This window comes from Nostoc sp. (assembly GCF_036918245.1).
Lineage (GTDB): Bacteria > Cyanobacteriota > Cyanobacteriia > Cyanobacteriales > Nostocaceae > Nostoc.
Genome location: NZ_JBALEF010000099.1, coordinates 1 through 17,763 on the forward strand (window position 1 = coordinate 1; position 17,763 = coordinate 17,763).

At 40.4% G+C, this 17,763-nt stretch carries 16 protein-coding genes; 4 read left to right on the forward strand and 12 right to left on the reverse strand.

The features are described 5' to 3' along the window. On the forward strand, positions 1–408 hold a 408-nt coding region (locus V7L12_RS28615; protein WP_335089539.1), incomplete at its 5' end, for a hypothetical protein. 131 nt (positions 409–539) lie between these two features. Here the strand turns inward: V7L12_RS28615 and V7L12_RS28620 are convergent. The 6 genes from V7L12_RS28620 to V7L12_RS28645 form a co-directional block, all read right to left on the reverse strand. Then, a complete protein-coding gene (locus tag V7L12_RS28620; protein ID WP_335089541.1) occupies positions 540–2,684 on the reverse strand; it encodes a peptidase domain-containing ABC transporter in 2,145 nt (714 codons plus the stop codon). 98 nt (positions 2,685–2,782) lie between these two features. Beyond that, positions 2,783–3,067: a collagen-like triple helix repeat-containing protein gene (locus V7L12_RS28625; protein WP_334817697.1), complete on the reverse strand. Its 285-nt coding sequence runs from the start codon at positions 3,065–3,067 to the stop codon at positions 2,783–2,785. A gap of 613 nt (positions 3,068–3,680) precedes the next feature. After that, positions 3,681–3,932 (reverse strand): hypothetical protein, encoded by a 252-nt coding sequence (locus tag V7L12_RS28630; RefSeq protein ID WP_335089543.1) that lies wholly within the window; start codon positions 3,930–3,932, stop codon positions 3,681–3,683. A gap of 333 nt (positions 3,933–4,265) precedes the next feature. Continuing rightward, a complete protein-coding gene (locus V7L12_RS28635) occupies positions 4,266–4,514 on the reverse strand; it encodes a hypothetical protein (RefSeq protein ID WP_335089545.1) in 249 nt (82 codons plus the stop codon). A gap of 1,758 nt (positions 4,515–6,272) precedes the next feature. Next, positions 6,273–6,524 (reverse strand): hypothetical protein, encoded by a 252-nt coding sequence (locus V7L12_RS28640; protein ID WP_335089547.1) that lies wholly within the window; start codon positions 6,522–6,524, stop codon positions 6,273–6,275. Positions 6,525–6,856: 332 nt separating this feature from the next. Then, positions 6,857–7,105 (reverse strand): hypothetical protein, encoded by a 249-nt coding sequence (locus V7L12_RS28645; protein WP_335089549.1) that lies wholly within the window; start codon positions 7,103–7,105, stop codon positions 6,857–6,859. 933 nt (positions 7,106–8,038) lie between these two features. Here V7L12_RS28645 and V7L12_RS28650 point away from each other — a divergent pair. After that, positions 8,039–9,370, forward strand: coding sequence for an HlyD family efflux transporter periplasmic adaptor subunit (locus V7L12_RS28650; RefSeq protein ID WP_335089551.1), 1,332 nt, complete (start codon positions 8,039–8,041; stop codon positions 9,368–9,370). A gap of 329 nt (positions 9,371–9,699) precedes the next feature. On the opposite strand, the gene V7L12_RS28655 is transcribed toward V7L12_RS28650, so the two are convergent. Further along, a complete protein-coding gene (locus tag V7L12_RS28655) occupies positions 9,700–11,418 on the reverse strand; it encodes an alpha/beta hydrolase (RefSeq protein ID WP_335089553.1) in 1,719 nt (572 codons plus the stop codon). A gap of 244 nt (positions 11,419–11,662) precedes the next feature. Between V7L12_RS28655 and V7L12_RS28660 the strand changes: the two genes are divergently transcribed. Beyond that, a complete protein-coding gene (locus V7L12_RS28660; protein WP_335089555.1) occupies positions 11,663–11,857 on the forward strand; it encodes a hypothetical protein in 195 nt (64 codons plus the stop codon). A 20-nt stretch (positions 11,858–11,877) separates the two neighbouring features. Here V7L12_RS28660 and V7L12_RS28665 read toward each other — a convergent pair whose 3' ends face one another. From V7L12_RS28665 to V7L12_RS28680, 4 genes are all read right to left on the reverse strand, one after another. After that, the gene (locus V7L12_RS28665; RefSeq protein WP_335089557.1) at positions 11,878–12,792 is read right to left on the reverse strand and encodes an ion channel; all 915 of its coding nucleotides are present in this window, start codon (positions 12,790–12,792) and stop codon (positions 11,878–11,880) included. Positions 12,793–12,969: 177 nt separating this feature from the next. Next, on the reverse strand, positions 12,970–13,860 hold the full coding sequence (locus V7L12_RS28670; RefSeq protein ID WP_335089559.1) for a YsnF/AvaK domain-containing protein: 891 nt from the start codon (positions 13,858–13,860) through the stop codon (positions 12,970–12,972). Between the two features lie 242 nt (positions 13,861–14,102). Next, positions 14,103–15,074 (reverse strand): DUF2382 domain-containing protein, encoded by a 972-nt coding sequence (locus tag V7L12_RS28675; RefSeq protein WP_335089561.1) that lies wholly within the window; start codon positions 15,072–15,074, stop codon positions 14,103–14,105. Positions 15,075–15,535: 461 nt separating this feature from the next. Then, entirely contained in the window at positions 15,536–16,348 is an 813-nt protein-coding gene (locus tag V7L12_RS28680; protein ID WP_335089563.1) for a DUF2382 domain-containing protein, read from the reverse strand. Between the two features lie 236 nt (positions 16,349–16,584). Between V7L12_RS28680 and V7L12_RS28685 the strand changes: the two genes are divergently transcribed. After that, on the forward strand, positions 16,585–17,316 hold the full coding sequence (locus tag V7L12_RS28685; RefSeq protein WP_335089564.1) for a DUF1995 family protein: 732 nt from the start codon (positions 16,585–16,587) through the stop codon (positions 17,314–17,316). Here V7L12_RS28685 and V7L12_RS28690 read toward each other — a convergent pair. Then, positions 17,313–17,570, reverse strand: a complete 258-nt coding sequence (locus tag V7L12_RS28690; protein ID WP_335089566.1) for a hypothetical protein — start codon at positions 17,568–17,570, stop codon at positions 17,313–17,315. The genes V7L12_RS28685 and V7L12_RS28690 overlap by 4 nt on opposite strands. Positions 17,571–17,763: the final 193 nt, after the last annotated feature.

Here is a 17,763-nt window from a genome sequence, read left to right on the forward strand (position 1 = left end):
GTTGAGGTACTTCAAACTCCTGTTGAGGTACTTCAAACTCCTGTTGAGGTACTTCAAACTCCTGTTGAGGTACTTCAAACTCCTGTTGAGGTACTCCAAACTCGTGTTGAGGTACTTCAAACTCGTGTTGAGGTACTCCGAAGTCGTGTTGAAGTACTTCAAACTTTGTCGTACCGCGATCAACTACACAGGTGCGTAGGCGTAGCCCCCGTAGGCATCGCTTTCATAAATCTCCACAAACAAAGCGATGTCTACGACGGGCTACGCCTACGCTTGACTTTTAAAACAGTCGCTACACATTTCTATTTTTTAGGCAAAACCTACGCAGTATTGACACCACTCGCTATTCTCTGTCTAAGTTATGGCCTAATACCAATTCTGTATGAAGATGCGCTAAACCATGTTTAAGGATAAGAAAGAAAAACGAACCACAAAGGACGCAAAAGACACAAAGAAAGAAGAAGTTAAAAGAGTTTGGCGCAGCCTCACAAAGAAATGGTCTAAATACCTAAAAAATGCCATAAAGTCCATCAGCTTAATTAAGGAGTTAAAAAGTCTAAATGGTTTCCTGGTTGGACACGCAAATCTTCCACAGTCCCCTGAATTTGTAATTTGCCTTGATTTAGTAGCACAATCCAATCAGCACGGGCAATTACTCTAGGACGGTGGCTAATCAGAATCGTAGTTTTGCCTTGGCGATGCAACAACAGCTGATTCAAAACTTGAGCTTCACTAACTGGATCGAGTCCAGCTGTTGATTCATCCAAAATCAGGACTGGTGGATCGTTGATGATGGCTCTTGCTATAGCTAATCTTTGCCGTTGTCCACCAGAAATATTTGAGCCAAATTCACCTAATACAGTTTGATATTTTTCAGGTAGTTTACTAATGAAATCGTCTGCCTCTGCAATTTGGCAAGCGTTGACAATTTGCTCAAAGGTGACGTGAGGAGAACCTAACCGAAAGTTTTCAATAATTGAGCGACTCCAAAAATGAGCATCTTGCGGAACGAGGACGACTTGTTGCCGTAAACAATCAAGGGCTAAATCTTGCAGATTATAAATACCAATGCGAATATTACCAGAATTAGGCAAATATAAACCTGCAATCAGTTTAACTAGAGAACTTTTACCACAGCCAGATGTACCAATTAGAGCAATAACTTTACCGCCAGGAATAGTTAGGGAGAAATCTTCCAGTAATTCTAGCCTCCCAGGGTAGTGAAAGTTGAGATTTGTGCAAATAATATCAGCATTGCTAGGAATTTTAGCAAAGGGTTTGTTACTATCGCCTTGAGTTTCAAGTGTAGAGTCGATAACTTCTGTTAAACGCTGCGTAGCAGTTTTTGCACGAGTGAATTCATCTATAAATCTGATGATAGTACCAATGAATGCTAAAAAATTACCATTCATCGCGTTAAATGCCAGCAATTGACCAATAGTTAGTTCCTTACTAATAACTAGAACACTGCCGAAACCAATCAAGCTAATGCTGCCAATACCAGAAACTAACCCAGAAAAAACATTATTAATAATTCCAATCTGAACTGTGCGGAATATTTGGTTTGATAATCGTCCAAATCGGTTCTGAAATTCTTCCCAAAACTGAGGAGCAGCAGCAGTGGTTTTGAGTGTTAGCGCCCCTTTAAAACTTTCAACAAGAACGCCCTGGTTTTCTGCTTCTAAAACCAATAGACTTCTAACTTTTTGTTGAAGTGTAGGCAGGAACACAACCGTAGATAAAGACATCACAATAGCAATAATGAAGGCAACAAAGGTGAGTTTCCAGCTATAGAACAGCATGAAACCTAAAGAAACCACTGCAATAAACAATTGGCTAGGCAGACTGACAACTGCTTGAGAAACTAGCTGATTAATTTGTTGAATATCTTGCAATCTGCTAACAATCTCTCCACTACGACGCGATTCATAGTAAGTCAGGGGTAATCTCAAGATTGTCCTGGCAAATTCTAGAACTAACCCTAACTCAAGCCGTTGGGCAAAATGGGCAATGAGATTATATTGAATTAGTTGCAGACTACTTCCCACAAAATTCATCACTATAACGGCAATAATCACAGCAGCAAGAAGCCTTGTATCACCTCGAACTAGTACATCATCTGTAAGAATTTGGATTAGGAATGGAGAAGTTAATGAAATCAGACCTAGAACTAAAGCGCAGAAAAAAGCCTCGAATAATATGCCTTGATAAGGCAATACACGCCGCACAAAGCGCCCAAAGCCGCCTATCTTATCATCCGGTTGGGCATAAAAGCGAACCGAATCTGGCTCTAGTAAAAGCATTACCATATCTGGCCAAGCCTCTATTAATTCTTTTCTAGAGAGATAACGGATGTTAGCTGCGGGATCGGCAACTATATATTTCTTGCCTTTTTGACCATACAAAACAACCCAGTGGTAGCCTTTCCAGTGAATGATTGCTGGTAGTGGCGCTTGGTTCATCCGGTCTAATATTTCATTTGACGCCCTGACCGATCGCGCATTGAAACCAAGTGCCTCCGCTCCCCGCCTCAGTCCCAATAATGTTGTTCCTAGTTGCCCAGTGCCTACAACTTCCCGGATGCGATTTAATGTAAAGTTACGCCGATAGTGTTTGGCAATGGAAGCAAGACAAGCAGCTCCACAATCTTCTTCACTATGTTGTGTAACAACTTGGTATTTCATTTCGCACTCCAGTATCCAATAACATCGTGACAAAACTCAAAAAAATAGCAGGGTTTTATCCCTGCATGGCTAAAAATGTGACCAACAGTCTAGTTGTATTATCTTTTTCTTAGAATTCTTAGTCGAGACGATAGCCTTTCTAAAAGTTCTTTTCTTCTATTAATTAGAATTAGTCCGGAACTCTGTAAATTTAGTACACCTCCTTGCACAACAGATGCTCCATCTTGTCCAGGTGCTCCATCTTGTCCAGGCGCTCCATCTTGTCCAGGCGCTCCGTTTGTTACAACCGCAGTGCTACTAGCTGTAGCCTCACCACCAGACAAGTTTGCTTCTTCGGTTTGAGTTAGTGAGATAAACATGGGGGATGTTTGAGTGCATTCCATAGTTAACCTTAAGTTGCTAATTATTCAGTTGTGAACTTTATGATCAAGCTGTTTTCACTTAAGATAACGAGAGCAAGCGCGTACCAAAATGGTTATGTTTGATGTCTCAACAGAAAAAACATCGGGAATTTTAGGTATATTTACATTACTTACTCCAAACTAATAGACAGGCTTGCTTATTCGTTTGGAGTAAGTTTTGTAAAAAGAGTTTCGCTATCCACAAGTTATTAGATTGTGATGAATATGGTCGATTTAAGAAGTAGCAGCGCTTGTTTGCCTACTGGACTACTCAAAGGTGAACAGTATGTTTAGGGAAAAGCGCTGCTGAAGCTTATCAACGGTTGCTGGTAGGCAACATCAATGTTAAGTTTGTTTAAGAAAACGTAGATAGGTAACAAAAAACCATGTACGATTATTGCGTTCAAAAACTAGCTAATGGCTGGTAGGTCAATTAGCAATTGAGGTACGTGCAAAAGTAACTTCACCTGTGGCAACAGGGGAAATTATTTAAAACGTGACGCTTTATTTCTCTAAAGACGCGGTTAATCGTCTCTTGACGTTTATTGTTTCCCTTCTACTAAACCTCATAGTTTTGCCTATGGCGATGAATTATCTATCCTATGCCATCTCCACCAGCTCCACCAGCTCCACCATTTCCACCATTTCCACCATTTCCAGCAGTTGTAGTTCCTCCACTAGTATTGCCAACAATAGTAGACGTACCCTCGATAAAAACCCCACCAGTAGCATCGCCGCCTCTGCCGCCTCTGCCGCCTCTGCCGCCTCTGCCGCCATTAGCGTTACCACCACCAGAGAGATTGGCTTCTTCGTTGCTGCTTAATGCACTAAACAATGTGCTTTCCATAATTTTAGTTCTCATTTGATTGTTGGGATTAAAGTCATGTCAGTTCAAATTACTAGATATAAACGTCAAGAGTATATTTAGTAATTTTAGGAAAAGTAAGTAGGTAACAATGAACATGTTAGAATTAAAGCCACCAAAAGAACAGCTAATTGCTGGTTACTATTAAGCTGATTAGCAATTGAGTCACGTGTAAAAGTAACTTAACCTGAGGCAACAGGGTAAATTATTTAAAACGCGACGCTTTATTTCTCTAAGGGGGCTGTTAATCGCGTCTTGACGTTTATTGTTTTCCTTCTACTAAACCTCAGATGTTTGTCTATGGCGATGAATTGTCTATCCTATGCCCAATCCACCATTTCCACCATTTCCACCAGCTCCACCAGCTCCACCATTTCCAGCAGTTGTAGTTCCTCCATCAATATTGCCAACAATAGTGCCACCACCGATAGTAACGCCACCAAAGGCATCGCCGCCTCTGCCGCCATTGCCGCCTCTGCCGCCTCTGCCGCCATTGGCTTTACCACCACCAGATAGGTTAGCTTCTTCGTTGCTGCTTAATGCAGTAAATAATGTGCTTTCCATGATTTTAGTTCTCGTTTGATTGTTGGGATTAAAGTCACGTCACTCCAAAGTAATAGATATAAACGGTAAAAAAGTATATTTACTAACTTTTTGGTGTCGCTAGATGTATTATACGACTGTTGTTAAATAGGTCAAGCTACTATTTGTTTAAGAGCAAATATGTTACATGGGTAGTATTTATACAAATTTAATTAAAAATAAGTTCTTATTCATCAAAAAATTGCAGGTATCAATATATATCTATTGATAGATTGATATATTGATAAATATATGAAATTACGCTCTAAAAGCTTAATTTGGTTAAAAAAAAATGTATAAATTAAGCTACTTAGCTATTAATAGTGGTAAATAAAGAAAATTTTCAGAATTAAATATCTAGTCAAACAAACCAAATAACATTTTTTATACGAAATGTACTTAAATAGATTTATAAAACTTAAAACTGGGATTCGGCATTTTTGAATAAGTATTTTTAGGTAAACAACTCGTTATTTAGCTTATTTTATACAACATTATTGGGAGTAAATATAATTTATTTTGATATATAAACGTTCAAATTCGCTTAAAGATTTATTAATTGGAAAAAGCTTCATAATACAAATTTTTTGCAAATAAATTAAAAAAGGATAAAAAAAATTTTAGATAAAAATTATAAATATTTAGCGTTCATACTAAAATGCACAAATTGTTATTTAACCTGAGTTCGGGATAAGCTGAAACCTTGATTTTGTCATTAGTTTTGAGAGTGTGAAAGCGTTATTCTTTCGTCCAAGTAATCAAATTTGAGTTTTTAACCCGAACTGACGTTATTTATATTTAGCTGTATATAAGCTTTATATTAACATACTAAATAGATACAGGCAAGGCACTTATCTAATAATAAAAGCCAAATACTCGGAAATATAGCAGTTTTCAATGGCGTGAAGTACAGTAATTCGTAGGGGCGCACAGCAAGCTTGCTGTGCGCCCCTACCTTCTATTCATTCAAACGAAAAGCGCTATTATATCCGGCAGAATCAGTTACAACAAGCGCAAATCGATGCACAATTCAAAGCGCTAAAAATTCAAATCACTTTTGAGTCCAATGCAATGCCACAGGCTTCTAGCATCCGCAAAAGCAGACTTAAGTTAACCTAAATTGCCAATTATCAGTTTTGAACTTTTGACAAGGCTGTTTTCACTTAAGATAACGAGAGCAAGGGCGTACCAAAATGGTTATATTCCATATCTCAACAGAGAAAATATCGGGAATTTTGGTATGTTTACCTTACTTGCTCCAAACTAATAGACAGACTTGCTTATTCGTTTGGAGTAAGTTCTGTAAAAAGAGTTTCGCTATCCACAAGTTATTAGATTGTGATGAATATGGTCGATTTAAGAAGTAGCAGCGCTTGTTTCCCTACTAGACTACTCAAAGGTGAACAGTATGTTTAGGGAAAAGCGCTGCTGAAACTTATCGACGGTTGCTGGTGGGCAACGTCAATGTTAAGTTTGGTTAAGAAAAGTAGATGGGTAACAAAAAACTATGTAATATGAGTGCGTCCAAGAACTAGCTAATGGCTGGTAGGTCAATTAGCAATTGAGGCACGTGCAAAAGTAATTTCACCTGTGGCAACAGGGTAAATTATTTCAAACGCGACGCTTTATTTATCTAAAGCACGGTTAATCGTGTCTTAAAAGGCGCGGTTAATCGTCTCTTTGACGTTTATTGTTTCCCTTCTACTAAACTTCATAGTTTTGCCTATGGCGATGAATTTTCTATCCTATGCCACTTCCACCAACTCCACCAGCTCCACCAACTCCACCAACTGCACCAGCTCCACCAGTAGTACCTCCTCCAGTAGTATTGCCAACAACAGTAGAATCACCATTGAGAACAACGCCACCAACGGCATCGCCGCCTCTGCCGCCGTTGCCGCCTCTGCCGCCTCTGCCGCCATTGGCGTTACCACCACCAGAGAGATTGGCTTCTTCGTTGCTGCTTAATGCAGTAAACAATGTGCTTTCCATAATTTTAGTTCTCACTTGATTGTTGGGATTAAAGTCACGTCACTCAAAATTACTAGATATAAACGTCAAGAGTATATTTAGTAACTTTAGGAAAAGTAAGTAGGTAACAATCAACTCTGTTACAATTAACGCCATAAAGAAATAGCTATTGCTGTTTACGATTAAGTCGATTAGCAATTGAGTCACGTGTAAAAGTAACTTAACCTGAGGCAACAGGGTAAATTATTTCAAACGCGAAGCTTGATTTCTCTAAGGGAGCGTTTAATCGCCTCTTGACGTTTATTGTTTCCCTTCTACTAAACCTCAGATGTTTGCCTATGGCGATGAATTTTCTATCCTGCGCCCAATCCACCAGCTGCACCAACTCCACCAGCTCCACCAGCTGCACCAACTCCACCACTTGTAGTTCCTCCAGCAGTATCGCCAGCAACAGTGCCACCACCGATAAAAACGCCACCAGTGGCATCGCCGCCTCTGCCGCCGTTGCCGCCTCTGCCGCCTCTGCCGCCATTGGCGTTACCACCACCAGAGAGATTGGCTTCTTCGTTGCTGCTTAATGCAGTAAACAATATGCTTTCCATGATTTTAGTTCTAGCTTGATTGTTGGGGTTAAATTCACGTCACTTGAAAGTAATAGATATAAACGTAAAAGAGTATATTTAGTAACTTTCTCGTGTCGTTAGATGTATTATACGGCTCTTACAAAATAGGTCAAGCAACTAGTTGTTAAAGAAATGTGTATTATGCCTGTTTTGCAAACATATTACATAGATGGTATTTATACAAATTTAATTAAAAATAATTTTCAATATATGTATATCAATATATATATAGATTGATATACATATAACTTACATACAAGAGAACCCCTAACCCGCTTAAGAAGAGAACTTCTAGGGTTTCCCCTTTTTAAGCGAGGTTAGGCATATCTAAGTTTCAGGTTTTTTATGCGTAAGTCTTGATAAATATGGCGAACTCATAACTTAACTTTGTTGTAAAAAATGTAGAAGTTCAGTTAATTACGTATTAATACTGACGAAATAATTAAAAAGCCTAGAATTAAAGATATAGTCAAGCAAACTAAATAACATTTTGTGTATGAGTTATACCTAAAAAGGTATCAAACTCAAAACAATGATTATGCATTTTTGAAAGCGTGTTATTACGCAAAATCTATCTAATATGAGTAATTTGATACAAAAATGAGCTTAATGTAGATAATTTCTTCTAATAGAAAAACGTCTAACTTTGCTTAATTATTGATTAATGGGAAAAAAGTTTTATCGACTGTACAAATTGTTTGCAAATAAATGAAGAAAGAGTAAAATTTTAGAGGAGAATTATAAAGATTTGGTATTGATACTAAAATGCGCTGGTTGTTGTCTAAACTAAGATGTATATAAATTTTGTTGTTAGATAACCAATACATCCAGGCTAAGTCTTGGTTATCAAGCGAAAGCTAACAATATTTTTTGGCGAGATTATTTGCACAACCAAAATATTTTTTAGCGCTCATGCTTATTGATCCCCAACCAGACTTTCTCCGCCCAGTTGAAAGCGACGAATATCTTCCACCAATCAGCATCTGGACAAGGCTTGGAGGACTATTTTTAATTGGAAGTGTTGGCGCTGCGTTCGGACTTGCAAGTTTTATTCAATACAACATAGTAGTGAAAGCAGATGGTACTGTCCGTCCAACCGGAGAAATACGGTTAGTGCAAGCAGCAGCAGAGGGGACGGTTAGAAGCATTAGGGTGAAAGAAAATCAAGTTGTGAAAAGGGGAGATGAGATTGCACTGCTCTACGACACCCAATTACAAAGTAAAAAAAGCCAAATTGCTGGAAATATCCGGCAGAATCATTTACAAAGAAAGCAAATCGATGCACAACTAAGAGCGCTACAGACTCAAATCATAGCTGAATCCAATTCGATGGGACAGGCGATTATCTCTGCACAAGCCGATCTGAGTCGTAATCAACGGGATTATGGAGACAAGCGAATTACCACTAAGGCAGAAGTGGATGAAGTAGAAGCCTCTGTGGAGTTAGCGAGGGAGGAACTGAAGCGATATCAGCAGCTAGCAGATACTGGAGCGATCGCAGCTTTACAAATTAAAGAAAAAGAACAAGCTTTCAAAGCAGCACTTGCTAGATTAGAACGGATCAAAACTGGACTCAATCCCAGTAGTGCAAATGTGCAGATTGCCCAAGAACGCATTGCCCAAGAACGGGCAAAGGGTGAGTCTACCCTAGCTGCATTGAATAAAGAAAGACAAGAACTTATTGGGCGTCAAGTAGAAATTCAAAATCAAATCAGCAGCGCTCAAGAAGAGCTAAAACAACTCTCAACAGAACTGCAAAAAACTGTAATTCAGGCTTCAGAGGCAGGTACTATCCTGAAACTAGAATTAAGAAATCCTGGGCAAGTTGTACGGATTGGGGATGCGATCGCTCAAATTGCTCCTAGTAAAGCACCTCTGGTGATCAAAGGCCGTGTTGCCGCTTCTGATATTAGCAAAGTACAGGTGTGTAAAGCCGGACAAGTAACAAAATGTTCAGAGGGGGAAGTACAAATGCGGCTTTCTGCCTATCCGTACCCAGATTACGGCATCCTCAAAGGAGCTGTTAGAGCCATAACCGCCGACGCTATTACATCTCAAGTTAACGGCAATCCAATTGCGCCTTACTATGAGGTGACAATAGAGGCAGAGAGACTTTATTTAAAAAAGGGCGATAAATCCTATCCCATTCAATCAGGGATGGAAGTTACAGCTGATATCATTTCCAAAAAAGAAACTGTAATGACATTTATTCTGAGAAAAGCAAGGCTGCTAACAGATTTGTAGGCTTCTTCCTGTATTCCACGCCATTGAGAACCACTCAGGATTTACGCATTAGACCTCTTGCACGAATGTAAAACTAGCCCTCATCCCCCAACCCCTTCTCCCAAGTGTGGGAGAAGGGGAGCCAATTTTAAAGTCTATTTCAAAGTCCCTCTCCTTTGGGAGAGGGATTTAGGGTGAGGGCTTTTGATTTATGCAAGAAGTCTATTGAAAACCGGAAACCTCGATCCTCCCTAATTCTCCTCAAATACTTGTGTCTACACACAAGTATTTGAAAGTTGCACCACAGGTTTTTGATCCCTCCAACCCCCTGCAAAAGCAACAGGGCTGTTTCATTGCCTCAAAGGTTGATAAGGGGTAGGAGTAGGTTGAGGATTTGATGGTTTGCTAGACTGGGGAGTTGATCCACTCCAAACTTGATTGAACTGAGCTACCGACAACGACTGTAAAATACTGAGATTAAGCGGCTCTTTGCTGATAAAAGTGGCGTAGGAAGGCTGCAAATAGGAACGATATTCAGGGCGGTTGAGGAGATGGGTTTCTAAAAAAGCGACGCTGAGGGCGTTGAGATAGGAATAAACAGCAGCACGATCGGGGGGACCCAGCAAGGCAGGTGGCACAGGTAAGACATCGTTTTGAGGAGTAGGTTCGGCGATCGCTGAAAAGTGGGTGGCATTTTCAATCAAAGCCAGGTACTTATTGGAGTCAGAAAGCCAGGTAAAGGGGCGAATTTGCTCAGATACGGGTGGTGCGAAAACATCTTGACTACCTGCTACCAGCATGACGGGAATTTTAATTTGACTGATTCCTCCCTGACCCAAAACTGAACTGTCAATGGGATTAATCGCAATGATCGCCTTGATGCGATCGTCTTTGAGTTCGTAATTTATTGGTGGTAAATCGTTTGCTTGACACTGCAAAAACAGCGACAAATTTAAGGAAGAATTATCGGGATTACAATCTCGCTTCAGTTGGCTAAAGTTAATATTCGCTCCTGCTAAAGTCAAAACAGTATAACCACCAAAGGACTGACCAATCGCCCCAACTTGCTGAAAATTGAGTTTTCCCTGGAGGCTGGGATCGGATTTATCTAGACGCTGGAGTTCATTGAGTAGATATTTGATATCCAAAGGTCGGTTGATAAATTCTGCTGCATCTGGCGGCCCTGCCAAACCCGCAAAGTATAGCTGAAAGCGTTCGGCATTACTACCAGGGTGTTCCAGTACAGCAACGGCAAAACCATAGGATGCTAGATGTTCAGCTAGGTAGACAAAGGTAGAGCGGTCTGAGGCTAGTCCGTGAGAAATTACAATCAGGGGAAAGGGAGGCGAGAGTAATTCTCCAGCGTTTTTTGAACCTGCTGACGGCAGATAGATATCCACAGGTAGACGGCGTGAGCGAGAAATGTCATTTAACTCCAGGCTTTTTTTCTGCCAGGTGAATTTTCCTGGCGATCGCAAATCTGGTTTTTGGGAGAAATCAATTTTGGAAGTGGCTGCTTGAGCGATCGCTTCTTTTTGCAGAGAGGCAAAAACTTCATCCTTTCTTTTGATCAATTGCGACAAGTCATCGACTATCCTTAACCCTTCTGTGAAATTCACTCGGATAGTATCGCTAGGAAATTTCCGCAGTAAATTGACAACCGTTAAACCCTCTTTTTGATCGGCAGCAGACAAAATTAAAGAGGCACGTATGGCATAGAAGCCATTTATTCGAGACTCAGTGAGGAGTAATTTTCCCAGTTGTTGCACCAGCTGCTCGCCTATCGGTGAGTAGGTAACTTGAGATACTAGTGTAGGAGTGACATTAAAGCGCTGCTGGAGTAGATCCCGGAGTTGAGCGAGTTGTTCGGGAGTCGCACGACTAGCATAAAATGAAAAATCTTGATCGATTTTGCCTTCTTTAGCAAAGGTTTCCAGCGAGTCCACGGATAAGGAAAATTCGCCGAAGGGAGGATAATAAAAGCTAATGCGTTCAGCCCCCAATCCGGGAGTAGCAGTCAAGAACGTAGATAGCAAACCTAAACCCAGATATCTCAAAAATTTTTTCATTAGAAAAACCCACTATCTAACCCTGGCAAACAAGTTTGGGCAGGGAGGAAAGCGGGGCGGGATATATAACCGCTTTCCTGTTTAATTGGTTTAGATATATCAAACAGGCTACAAGCACAATAAAGCAAGTACTTACCATAAATTTGACAAGAGCTTTGAAGGATCAAAAGACATGAGTAGCAAATTTTTCAGCCAAACAGCATCAGTAGCGCGATAATAGATATAGAGATCCAAATTAAGTTATATGTCCTTTGCTTCCTGCGCCTGCTCTGTTGTCGTCCTCAACCAACAACAAGAGCAAAATATCTCCTACCAAAAGCAGTGCCAGGATGTGCCAGTTAACCACAGTAAGAGCATGGTTAAAAGTTGCACTGTAATTGAAAATGGTCGAGTGGTCGTTAAACCCTTACAACCAGCACTGAATCAGACTTCTGAGTAACTTTCAGAAATTTAACCTCTTCATTCTAAAGGTAAAACATCGTGGAAGCGGTTGTAATCAATGTAGCGATCTCCATCGGGTGTGTGGTGAAAGATATCGACAAATTGATTGTTCCACAAAATCTCATTAGCACTATAGCTATGACGGGCATTGACGACCTGGACAACCGTTTCATCAATGCCACTCAAAGAGACAATCAGCATAGTATTTGTCTGGGTTAACGATTCTGGTGTCATCCCATATAAAGGACTAAACTCATCAATGACATGCATCACTGACCAGCTTAACGTGAAGCTAGGTGTTTGGTTCCTTAGCAGTTTGAGATCGTAAAACCGACGCATGAACTGCCCTTCTAAAGTTACCTCGTCGCGCATCAAGTAGACTCGCATCTGCGCCTCCAGAATCGTATTGCGACGCTTATTAGCGCTGCGAAATATCAGAGTCGGCATCGCATCATGAACTGTAATCACAGCAACACGGCTAAAGAGTACACGGGCTGTAGGCCGAGAGAATCGAGCAAACGCTAGTCCTGTCATCACAGCAATTCCCACCAAACCGATCATTGCTTCAATCGTGACAATAATGTTGGCGTAAGTTGTTTTCGGATACATTGCCCCATAGCCGATGGATGCTAGGGTTTGCACGCTAAAAAAAAAGACATCAAAAAAAGAGCCAGGTCGGGCGTTGGCAATACAATCTCCTCCGCTCAAGTAAGCTAGGGCAAATAGAGCATTAATAGTTGCATAGAAAGTACAAATCAGGAGCAGAAAGCCAGTCCAGGGAATCGTTAGCAGCAGATGATAAGGATCGCGCCAGTAGGAATGCCATGCACCCATACCTATAATCTCAAATTTTCCATCTTGAACTTTAATCTGAATCGGTGAGATCAGATGCTGTCGTTTCTTGAGTGAAAGTCTCTTCAGTCGAAATTTCATTGCAAGTAGCCAAAAGAACGGCAACTACTTAGTATTGTAAATTAAGTTGCTTTAGAGACATTCACTCTAGACAATTAGGGAGTAAAGAGTGAAAATTTAAACTTTCTTTTCTTAAATCAGCAAAAAAATAGGGTGTGCAATGCTCACCCTAATAATTTATCTGCTAGAAACTTATTGTTATCGCTTTAGTGATTGACCTTTAGAACAGCGGTCAAACCACTCTTGGTATTTTTTCTGGTGTGACTCATCTTCAACAGTAATGGTAACACGCACCTGCTTACAGCCGTGATTTCGCTCTAGTGCGATCGCATTCAATAATAAATTAGCAATTTTAGGTGAGCTAAATTCGCCACTTACCGTTAAACCTTTGTCATGTGTAACTTCAAGTCTTTCTACTTCGGTCAAATCAACGCCAGGAATTTCTCCTTGTCCTAAATCAATCTCTGCAAGTTGTTTGCGTTCTGGGCTAATTTGTTCCACAATCAGCTTTTCGCGCCGGACAGGAACTTGTACCATCTGGGTTTCGATTACTTTGCGAACAATTACCTCACCAACTTTACGCTTACTGCTTTCAACAACTAGTCGTTCTTCTAGTAGACGAATAATCTGTTCTTCAGGAACCTGTTCTAAATTATTTAATGACTCAACTGGGCTATTTGTCATTTGATTGTTGGCTACTTGCTCAGTTGAGTTAAAATCGCCTGGTGTTTCTGATTCTAAATATTCAGGCATATATTCAATTTCTGATTTGTTTAAGTCTATGAAAACAGATTGAGTCGGCTTGTCTATTTTTTTTACTCTCTGGCTCTGCAACCGAAATAAAGAAGGATATTTATCAGCTAACTGCTGGCTATATTCAGCAGTTTTTTGATTAGCCTGGTTAGATATAATCAGGTTTAGCCGACGATTACCATCTACAATTAAATCATGAACTACTCCTACTAGCTGACCTTGATTATCAAACACAGCAAAATTGTTCACCTTCTTTCTTAAATCTGCCAGTGAGGAGATAGTGCGAGAATTACCCTTTGCCTGTAAAGTGTTTTTTGCCATAGTTTGGCTATTCATCTGGAAGGTTTACTAACTGCTTTCTACTTAGCTAAATTAAATGTATTAATCATCTGGATACCATTTAGAAAATATTTGCGATCGATGCATTTATCCAACTCATATCCAGAGTAATATTTGCAATCAAAAATCCCAAGTGGTGTCAGTTATTGCAAGCACAGGTAAAGCTAATTCAACAGCCTCACCTGCACTTTATAGAATTAATTATTAGTCATTAGCTAATAACTAATGACTATATTTAGTTAGCGTTCTTCAACCGGAAGATTACCAGAATTCACATCTAACTCTTCACGACGTACGGTTTCTTGAGTTTCAACTGTGTCTTGATCGACTACTTTTCTAACTCTGACTTCTTCACGCAAAAATGCTTCTTTGCGAACATCAGCAGTTTCTTCATGGATTTCTATACGAGCAACTTCACCTTCACGGAAGTCTGCTTCGCGTCCAGAAACAGCCTTACCTGCATCTGCTGGAGTTACACGCTCAATCACAACTCGTTCTCTTTCTACTGGCACTGCAACCCGTGCAGTATCAGTTTCAACATGCTTGCCAATCGTTACTTCTCCAGTTTTTTGGCGTCGTTTGCTAGCAATCAGCCGTTCTTCATACAATCTCAGAGTTTGATGATCTTGCTCATTTAACCCGTATAAAGCAGGCTCATTTTCGTAAGTATAGCTATCACGGGCGTAACTAGGAGTTGTAGGAGTTGTACCTAATGGAGGCTCATTTTCGGAAGTATAGCTATCACGGGCGTAAGTAGGAGTTGTACCTAATGGTGTTACAGGCGATCCTAAAGGATCTAATCCTGCTAAAGGGTCTAATGGTGTTGCAGCTTCTACAGGAAGGTTGTAGTCTGTGGGTTGGCGATATACACCACGCACCCGTTCTTCATAGTCGTAATCAAGGGTTTGACGTTCATTGAACTCAGGCAAATCTTCAGCTTGCTCTCTAGTCAAGCCAATTGTGTAAACGCGATCAACGTTATAATCAATACGGGCGCGGCCAATTGGCAGTAATACTTTTTTACCAAAAATCCAGAAGCCTAAGTCAACAACTAGATAGCGAAAATGACCTTCTTCATCAACTAAAACATCGCTAACAGTACCAACTTTTTCATCAGTTCCCTGTGTATATACACCCAGCCCTTTAATGTCATGACCATCAAAGCTCTCTTGATAGCTAGGCTCAAAATCTTCTAATTTGTAAAGAACCATTATGTTTAACCTCAAATATTTTTTTTGTCATCTCCTACCAACTAAACTAGACATTTATTTATTTTTGTACATCCTTCTGCCGAATGAATTATTTTCAGGGTTAAATAACCGAAAGTTATAGAGAATTTTGATTGATATGGCTAACTAGAGACATGAAATTGGGAGCATCTAACTTTACTTTTGTAAAGATATGTCTAGCTTTAGTACACGGGATTGACCAGATATATTAATATTTTCACTGCAAAGTTTTGTATTTTTGGATCTGTGCATGGTTTCTCAAAATATAATTTTTTTGAATGTTAAGATCCCCGACTCTTTAGAAAGTCGAGAATCTTGTTATTGAATAAAAAACACAGGCAGAGATAAAAATTAACTTTGCCTGCATGATTATTTTTAGATAAATCTATCAAACAAATTTATAAACCAGCTAATTAAATAGCTTCATGTGCAGTAACACCATATTATTGCACATGTACATTCCCCGCAGTATCAACATCTAACTCTTCTCGACGAATAGTGTCTTGTGCTTCCACAGTGTCCCGTTCTACTACTTTCTTCACCCGGACTTCTTCACGCAAAAATGCTTCTTTATGTATCTCAGGAGTTTCTTCGTACACTTCTATGCGTGCTATTTCCCCTTCTTGAAACTGAAGTTCATTAGAATTTACAACCTTTCCTGCTTCTGTTGGCATAACTCGCTCAATCAGAACTCGTTCTTTTTGAACGGGTACTGTAACGTGTACAGTTTCTGTTTCAATATGCTTACCAACCGTTACTTCTCCGGTTTTGATGCGGTGTTTGTTGGCAATTAATCGTTCTTCATAGAGTTTAAAAGTTTGATGAGATTGCTCATTCAACCCATACAAATCTGGATCTTCTTGGTAATTGTATGTATCGCGATCGGAAGTCACACCGCTAGTTGAAGAACGAAAGACACTACGTACCTTTTCTTCGTAATCATTATTAACGATCGCATCTTCTGTATGATCGGGTAAACCTTCTATCCGCTGTCTGCTTAACCCATCAATATAGACGCGTCTTTCTGGATAACTGATCCGGCAAAGACCAATTGGTAGTAAGATTTTCTTGCTAACAAAATCTAAGCTGATATCAATAATTAAATACCGAAAATGACCATTATCATCAACTAGAACGTCAGCAACTGAGCCAACTCTGTCTCCTCCCTCAGTATAAAGATCCAGCGCTTTGAGATCGTCTCCGCCAAAAGTATCTCGATAATTTTGGTCAAAATGTTCAAGTTTATGAAGAGGCATAGGGTGTTCCGAAGTTTTTTATAAGGTTTATTTACTAGTCTAAAAAATATTGTCCTAAGTATCCTCTTGCTGGCGACTGAGTTCAATGGAGATATTTGAGGATTTATATTATTAGGGGAATATTTAAGTGAAACAGCCCTGGGTTTTAAGGGGATTGGGTGATCTCGTCTGCGTAAGTCATAATTAAGAGCCAATACTGAAACAATGGGAGTAGACACTACAGAACCATACAGATTATGAGTGAACTTCCAAATAGTCTTGAAGATGCGATCGCCCAATCTCGTGTAGCCGTCCAAGCTGCCCTTGCAGATGGCTGTACTCGCTTACAAGTTGAATTCCTGTTCCCAGAACTGAAGTTTATGCCGGTGGCGGAACAATTTCTGCCGGCGTTTACAGATTATGATTCCCGTTTGAAGATTTTCTTTGCTGACGCTGGGGCTGCGGCTCTAGCCCGCCGTGATTGGGCAGATGCACCATTTCAAATTTTGGATATTGGTACGGGTAGGGCTGCTTCCTTGCAGACAAAAATTCAGCCAGAGGATGAAATTTTCTTATTCATTGCCCCCACATCTGTAGAAGTGCCGCAGTTGGAAAAGCTGTGTGAAGTAATAGGCGATCGCCCTTTAGTCTTGTTAAATCCCCGCTTAGAAGATTCTGGGGTTGTGGGCATTGGTTATACAGCGAGAAAAATCCGCGATCGTTTTATCAGTACTATTGAATCCGCCTATTACGTGCGCCCCATAGACGATGAAAGTGCCCTATATCGCTGCTATCCAGGACAGTGGGAAGTTTGGCTGGAAACCGACGGCAAATATCAAAGAATTGCCGAATTACCCACAAAACCATCTGGTGATGATTTGGATCTCATTGTTTTAAAAGGACAACCGCAAACAATAGACACGACACCTGCGAGAAAGCCCAGTGTATTTAAGAGTTTGCAACGGTTCTTAAAAGCATTGAGTAGTTAAGATAATGCAGAGGTAGCAGGAGGAAACTTGATCATCTGCTGCCTCATTTTGAGTTTTTTATTTATCCTTTGATAGTAAATCGTCACGAGGAAGACCGCTCCCGTCGCGAGGAAGACTGCTTCCGTTGCCAGGAAGACCGCTCCCGTCACGAGGAAGACCGCTCCCATCACGAGGAAGACCGCTCCCATCACGAGAGAAACCGCTCCCGTCACGAGGAAGACCGCTCCCGTTGCGAGGAAGACCGCTCCCGTCACGAAGAAGACCGCTTCAGTTTGTTGGGGAGTGCGTGACGCAAAGCGATTTGTTGCTAGATATCGCTGCTTCGGCAGAGCAACAACTTAGGCGATCGCACTATAGGAATCATATTTGATTTCTGAAAAAGGCTACGAGATAATATGGAGGAATATAGGCGTCAAACAAGGAACAATGATAAACCAGTATCAGCAA